General features: G+C 66.2%; 7 protein-coding genes, 1 tRNA gene and 2 pseudogenes. 2 read left to right on the forward strand and 8 right to left on the reverse strand.

All coding sequences use genetic code 11. From position 1 onward, the window contains the following. Nucleotides 1-417: pseudogene (locus Q8R27_RS09810) on the reverse strand (hypothetical protein); the annotation flags it as partial. 333 nt (nt 418-750) lie between these two features. Further along, nucleotides 751-840 (reverse strand) — tRNA-Ser (locus tag Q8R27_RS09815). 160 nt (nt 841-1000) lie between these two features. Here Q8R27_RS09815 and msrA point away from each other — a divergent pair. Beyond that, a complete protein-coding gene (gene msrA / locus Q8R27_RS09820) occupies nt 1001-1654 on the forward strand; it encodes a peptide-methionine (S)-S-oxide reductase MsrA (protein ID WP_305698851.1) in 654 nt (217 codons plus the stop codon). Next, the gene (locus Q8R27_RS09825) at nt 1651-1992 is read left to right on the forward strand and encodes an MmcQ/YjbR family DNA-binding protein (RefSeq protein ID WP_305698852.1); all 342 of its coding nucleotides are present in this window, start codon (nt 1651-1653) and stop codon (nt 1990-1992) included. Before msrA ends, Q8R27_RS09825 begins: the two co-directional genes overlap by 4 nt. On the opposite strand, the gene Q8R27_RS09830 is transcribed toward Q8R27_RS09825, so the two are convergent. The 6 genes and pseudogenes from Q8R27_RS09830 to Q8R27_RS09855 form a co-directional block, all read right to left on the reverse strand. After that, nucleotides 1989-2690: a DUF599 domain-containing protein gene (locus Q8R27_RS09830; RefSeq protein WP_305698853.1), complete on the reverse strand. Its 702-nt coding sequence runs from the start codon at nt 2688-2690 to the stop codon at nt 1989-1991. The two genes, Q8R27_RS09825 and Q8R27_RS09830, sit on opposite strands and share 4 nt — an antisense overlap. Beyond that, nucleotides 2680-4011, reverse strand: a complete 1332-nt coding sequence (locus Q8R27_RS09835; RefSeq protein WP_371134677.1) for an MFS transporter — start codon at nt 4009-4011, stop codon at nt 2680-2682. The genes Q8R27_RS09830 and Q8R27_RS09835 overlap by 11 nt, the downstream gene beginning before the upstream one ends. A gap of 147 nt (nt 4012-4158) precedes the next feature. Next, entirely contained in the window at nt 4159-4317 is a 159-nt protein-coding gene (locus tag Q8R27_RS09840; RefSeq protein WP_305698854.1) for a DUF3309 family protein, read from the reverse strand. 87 nt (nt 4318-4404) lie between these two features. Further along, a complete protein-coding gene (locus Q8R27_RS09845; protein ID WP_305595103.1) occupies nt 4405-4803 on the reverse strand; it encodes a DUF983 domain-containing protein in 399 nt (132 codons plus the stop codon). Between the two features lie 113 nt (nt 4804-4916). Then, nucleotides 4917-5054 (reverse strand): entericidin A/B family lipoprotein, encoded by a 138-nt coding sequence (locus Q8R27_RS09850; RefSeq protein ID WP_305595102.1) that lies wholly within the window; start codon nt 5052-5054, stop codon nt 4917-4919. A 101-nt stretch (nt 5055-5155) separates the two neighbouring features. Further along, nucleotides 5156-5881 (reverse strand): annotated as a pseudogene (locus tag Q8R27_RS09855) (elongation factor 4); the annotation flags it as partial.

Raw genomic sequence — 5881 nt, forward strand, 5'->3', positions numbered from 1 at the left:
CGCGGCGGGCGCGACCGCGCGCGCGCGGTGGGGGCTCGCGGCTGCGGGCGTTGCAGCGACCGGGGAGGTCGAGCTGGCGGACGCACCATACATTGATGCGTCGGCGGCGGCGGGCACGGCGGCTGACGCCGCTGCCGCCACGGGCGGGATCGCCACCCCGGCCGACGAGGCCGCCGCGGCTGAGGACGCAGCACCACCTACGGCGCCTGCGCCGAAAAGTGGGCCCAGCGGGCTACCGTCATTGGAGCCTTCGCCGGTCGTGCCGCGTGCGCCGCCACCGGATGCGGCGATGGCGGGCGAAACCAGACTGGTGGAGAGCAGCATCACCATGGCGGGCGGTACAAGGACGCCGGCAGCCTTCCCCAAGAAGGCCCGGCGGTCTTGCTCCACATCCAGGGGCGAGAAACTTTTAGCCATTTGAAAACGCTCCAACGCTGTCTTCGTCATGCCTGCCCGGCCCAAGCGCTGCAGCGAGATGAATTTAAAACTCACGCCAAACGGCTGAGTTCCCCGCAATGCAGGCCGAATTTGGGCCCGCCCATCGCCTATGCGACGCCTAAGGCGCAGGCGGCAGGGCCGACGGGTTGAACCGTCGCCATTGGGTCACCTGCGGCGAGGAGCCCGCAGACTAGCCCGGCATTGCGAGCAAGTGTTGGGGCGATGAGCTCGTAGATGGATGGTCTGGGCTCGAGGCCCGAGATCCGCCCGTTCGGTTAGAGCCGGGGAGCCAGAGACCACCTGGCGGATGGTTGGCGGTGAGAGAGGGATTCGAACCCTCGTTAGGCTTTCACCTAAACACGCTTTCCAAGCGTGCGCCTTCAACCACTCGGCCACCTCACCCCGCGCCGCCAGGGCGTCCCGCCGGGAGGCGCGCAATATACTCATGAGCCCTGGCGCGGCAAGCGTTAGAAGCCGCCGGGCGACAACGCGCCTTCGGGCGGGTGCAATCGGCCGCCGCCGCGCCTATGTTGGAGCTTCACGCCAGCTGAGGGTGCCCCCCATGTTCTTCCTCAAGAAGACGCTTGAGCTTCCCACCGCCGACACTGCGCTGCCCGGTCGCGCGCACCCGCTTCCCACGGCGCAGACACATTTCGTCAACGGCCACCCGTTGAAGGGGCCCTACCCGGAGGGCTCCGAGACCGCGGTGTTCGCCATGGGCTGCTTCTGGGGTGTGGAGCGGATGTTCTGGAATCTGCCCGGCGTCTGGGTGACCGCGGTCGGCTACGTGGGAGGCTCAACGCCCAACCCCACCTACGAGGAGGTCTGCAGCGGTCGCACCGGCCACACCGAGGCCGTGCTGGTCGTCTACGACCCCAAGGCGATCACCTACCCGCAGCTACTGAAGGTGTTCTGGGAAGGCCACAACCCCACTCAGGGCATGCGTCAGGGCAATGACGTAGGCACACAGTACCGTTCGGGGATTTACGGCGCGGACGCCGCCCAGGTGCAGGCCGCCGAGGCTTCGAAGCTCGCCTACCAGCAGGCGCTGGGCGCGAGCGGCTATGGTCAGGTGACCACCGAGATCGCGCCGGCTGGCCCGTTCTATTTCGCCGAGGACTATCACCAGCAGTACCTAGCCAAGAATCCCAACGGCTATTGCGGCGTCGGCGGCACGGGCGTGGTCTGCCCGATCGGGACCGGCGTCGAAGCTTGACCCCAGAGGCGCTCGACGCCGCCTGCCGCGCGCTCGCCGCCGTCACCATGGACGTCCAGTGGGGCGGCGACCACGTCTACAAGATCGGCGGCAAAATGTTCGCGGTGGCGGGGTCTGGAGGCGGGCTGTCGATCAAGGTCAGCGATATAGCCTACGAAGCGCTGACCCAGGACGGGCAGGCGCGTCCGGCTCCCTATCTGGCGCGCGCGAAGTGGGTGCGGTTTGACGACCTGGCGGCGCTGGACCCAGATGAGGCGTGTGACCTGCTGCGCAACGCCCACGCCCTGGTGGCCGCGAAGCTGACCCGGGCCGCACGTCGCGACCTCGGCCTGCGCTAGCCGTCCAGCAGCTTGCGCAGGTCGGCGATGGCGCTGGCGGCCGGCGAACGGCGCTGCCGCCACACCAGCAGCACCAGGGCCCCCAGGCTGGCGACGCCCAGCGCTATCGGCCCAAACAGCCAGGCCGCGGCGGCCAGGGCGAAGTAGTAGCCCCTGACGCCGGAGTTGAAGCTCGACAGCGCCGGATTGATCAGCCGCGCGGCCACCGCGCCGTACTGTTCCGCCTGTTCAGCGCTCGCGGTGAGCGGCGCCGCCCCCATCACCGCCAGGCAGTAGTTCATCTGGCGGATCGACCAGATGAAATCGAGCAGGCCGCGGGCCAGCGCCACGATCACCAGGGCCAGTTGCGCCTCGAACAGCAGGCGGCTGGAGGTCTTGATCACCAGCAGGCTGGAGGCGCTGCGGAAGGTGGCCTCGCCGCCGAACAGCACGCCGGCGGCGGCCGCGATCAGCAGCAGGTTCGACGAGGCGAAGAAGCTGGCCGAGTTCAGCGTCTGGGCCAGGAGCTGGCCGTCCATGAACCGGTTGTCGCGCAGCGCCATGTTGCGCATCCACGCCCCGCGGATCACCGTCATGTCGGTGTGCAGCGTGTTGCGTCGGCGCAGCAGCAGCCGCTGCAGCGGCTGATAGCCCAGCCAGCAGACCGCGAAGACGCCGAGCGCGGCCAGGTTCTCGGGTCCGAAGACGTCAATCCTCAAGGATCAGGCTCGTGCGGTTCGTGTTGCGCAGGCGCAGGCCGATCGACAGCGACACCGCCATCATCACCGAAACGTAGATGTAAAAGTAGTTCTCGTGATTCTGCTGCTTGAACCACAGTGCGGCGTACTCCGCCGTGCCGCCGAACACAGCGTTCGCGGTGGCGTAGGGCAGGGCGACGCCCAGCGCCCGGACGTTGGCGGGAAACAGCTCGGACTTCACCGCTGCGCTCACCGCCGAATAGCCGGAGATGATGATCATCAGCGCGGTGACCATCAGATAGGCCGCGAAGGCGTTGTCGACGCGGCTGATCGCCGACATGAGCGGGTAGGTGAACGCAGCCCCGCAGCCGAAGCAGAAGATCAATGTCGCCTTGCGGCTGAACTTGTCGGAGAGCCAGCCGATCAGAGGCAAGGCGAGCATGAAGGTGACAAGGCCCGCCGCGATGATTCCCGTGGCGGTGGTCTTGGCGAAGCCGGTCGTGTTGACCAGGAACTTCTGCATGTAGGTCGTGTAGGCGTAGAAGGCCAAGGAGCCGCCGGCCGTCAGGCCGAATGTGATCGCCGTCTCGCGTGGATGGTTACGGAACAGCATCATGGTGTGGGCGCGCTCGTGCCCGGCTTCCTTGGAGGCGGTGTATGACTTGGTCTCCTTCAGGCCGCGGCGGATCCAGAACACCACCACCGCCATCACCCCGCCGATCAGGAACGGGATGCGCCAGCCCCAGGCGTCGAGGTCCTCCGGCGACAGCGTCGCCTGCAGCAGCAGCAGGATGGCGATGGCCACCAGCTGGCCCATGATCATGGTCACGAACTGGAAGCTGGACCAGAAGCCGCGCCGGGTCTTGCCGGCAACCTCGGACATGTAGGTGGCGCTGGCGCCGTACTCCCCGCCCACCGACAGCCCTTGCAGCACACGCGCGAGCAGCAGCCCGGCCGGTGCGAACGCGCCGATCTGGGCGTAGGTGGGCATCAAAGCGATCACCAGAGAGCCGACGCACATCATCAAGACGGCGACCATCAGCGCGGTTCGCCGCCCGGCGCGATCGGCGTAGAGCCCCATCGCCCAGGCGCCGACGGGGCGCGCCAAAAAGCCCACGGCGAACACCGCCGCGGCCTGCAGAAGCTGGGCGGTCTGATCGCCCTTGGGGAAGAAATGCGGGGCGAAATAGAGCGCGAAGGACGAGTAGGCGAACCAGTCGTACCACTCGACCAGATTGCCGGCGGAACCGCCGAGGATCGCCTTGGCGCGCGCCCAGGACCCGGTCCCCATCGCCACGTCCCGTGGCGCCTGGGCGTCGGCCCCCGTCTCCGTCGCCGCCATGCACGTCCCCCGACCCGTTCGGGCGCAATGCTAGCGAGATTTGGCGTCGCGTGAAGGCGTCAACGGGGCGCCGGCGCCGGTAGTAGCCAGGAGACGGTCACGCGATCCACGCGACCGCCTTCTGGAACTCGATCAGGCTTGCGAAGTCTATATTCGACCCATCAGGACCAAGATAATGATAATCACAAGCACAAGTCCCAGACCGCCACTCGGGAAATAGCCCCAGTTACGGCTATAGCCCCAACTGGGCAGCGCGCCGATCAAAGCGATGATCAGGATGATCAGTAGGATGGTGCCCAAAGACATCGTCGTCTTCTCCTCAGCCGTTGTCCCCGTCGGGAGTCGCAAACGGGTTCGAACAGCAGAGGTTCCCCCGCGCGCAGCGGCGAAGGTTCAGCAGCGACTGGCGGGGTCGGCGGTGTGGAGGTGGGCGTCGGTATCCTTGACCCCAAGGACGTAGAGCACGCCGATGAAGCCGCCCTTGACACGTGGCAACAACGCAAGCGTCACCGCGGCCAGGGGTATCAGGGTTGCTGGCAGCACGATCGCCGGCGACGCCTGCCAGATGATCGGGAAGAACAGCAGCGGCGCCACGACCAGGTGACCGACGATAAGAATAGTCAGATAGGCCGGGCCATCGTCGGCGGGGTGGCGACCGAGCTCATGGCCGCAGGCCTCGCAACGCGGCGTGACCTTCAGGTAGCGCCAGAACAGCGGGCCGTCCCCACACGCAGGACAGCGCCCACGCACGCCGCGCGCTATGGCCTGCAACAAGGAAGGGCGACGGGACATGAACGTCCATATGACTCCGCAAGGCCCCGCCCGGTAGGTGGCGCGACGCCGCAGGGGCGCTCAATGAACGTGAGTCCCGAACCTCAAGACCTAAGTCGCGAGGCCCGTATGCGTCAGCGCTTGGCGTCTTCCGCGGTCGTGGTCACGGCCTTGCCGGCCGCCTGGACGTCCTCTCCGACGCCGGAAACGGTGTTGCAAGCGCTGACCAGCAGGGCTGCGCCGAAAGCGGCGGCGAGGATCACAAGGCGCATCGAAGTCATCTCCAGATCGACTCAATGGTGAAGCTTGATGACTCTTAGCCTGAAGGCCGCGCTGCGATCAATCCGCTGACCACTGCAGCACGCAGGCTCGCCTAGTCGGCGTCCATCTTCAGGGCGGCGATGAACGCCTCCTGTGGGATCTCCACCTTGCCGAACTGGCGCATGCGCTTCTTGCCCGCCTTCTGCTTGTCGAGCAGCTTGCGTTTACGGCTGGCGTCGCCGCCATAACATTTGGCCGTCACGTCCTTGCGCATTGCGGAGATGGTTTCGCGGGCCACAACCTTGCCGCCAATGGCGGCCTGAATCGGGATCTTGAACATCTGGCGCGGGATGAGGTCTTTCAGTTTCTCGCACATGGCGCGGCCGCGCTGTTCGGCGCGGCCTCGATGAGTCAGCATCGAGAGCGCATCGATCGGCTCGTCATTGACCAGCATCTGCAACTTCACGAGATCGCCGACGCGGCGGCCGATCTGGCTGTAGTCGAATGAGGCATAGCCCTTCGAGATCGATTTCAGACGATCATAGAAGTCAAACACCACCTCGTTGAGCGGCAGTTCGTATTTCACCATGGCGCGCGCGCCGACATAGCTGAGTTCTGTCTGGATACCGCGGCGATCCTGGCAGAGCTTCAGAATGCCGCCGAGATATTCGTCTGGCGTGAAGATCGTGGCCTCGATCCACGGCTCGTGGATTTCGAGAATCGACATGACATCGGGCATGTCGGCCGGGTTGTGCAGCTCGATCACAGAGCCGTCGCGCATGTGCAGGCCGTAAACCACTGACGGCGCGGTCGCGATGAGGTCGAGGTCGAACTCGCG

It is taken from the genome of Phenylobacterium sp., from assembly GCF_030697305.1.
Classification (GTDB): Bacteria; Pseudomonadota; Alphaproteobacteria; order Caulobacterales; family Caulobacteraceae; genus Phenylobacterium.

Bases quoted from the DNA above. Each gene is read 5' to 3' on its own strand.
- msrA (WP_305698851.1), top strand. From the start codon at position 1,001: ATGTTCTTCCTCAAGAAGACGCTTGAGCTTCCCACCGCCGACACTGCG.
- Q8R27_RS09835 (WP_371134677.1), bottom strand. From the start codon at position 4,011: ATGGCGGCGACGGAGACGGGGGCCGACGCCCAGGCGCCACGGGACGTG.
- Q8R27_RS09850 (WP_305595102.1), bottom strand. From the start codon at position 5,054: ATGCGCCTTGTGATCCTCGCCGCCGCTTTCGGCGCAGCCCTGCTGGTC.
- Q8R27_RS09840 (WP_305698854.1), bottom strand. From the start codon at position 4,317: ATGTCTTTGGGCACCATCCTACTGATCATCCTGATCATCGCTTTGATC.
- Q8R27_RS09845 (WP_305595103.1), bottom strand. From the start codon at position 4,803: ATGTCCCGTCGCCCTTCCTTGTTGCAGGCCATAGCGCGCGGCGTGCGT.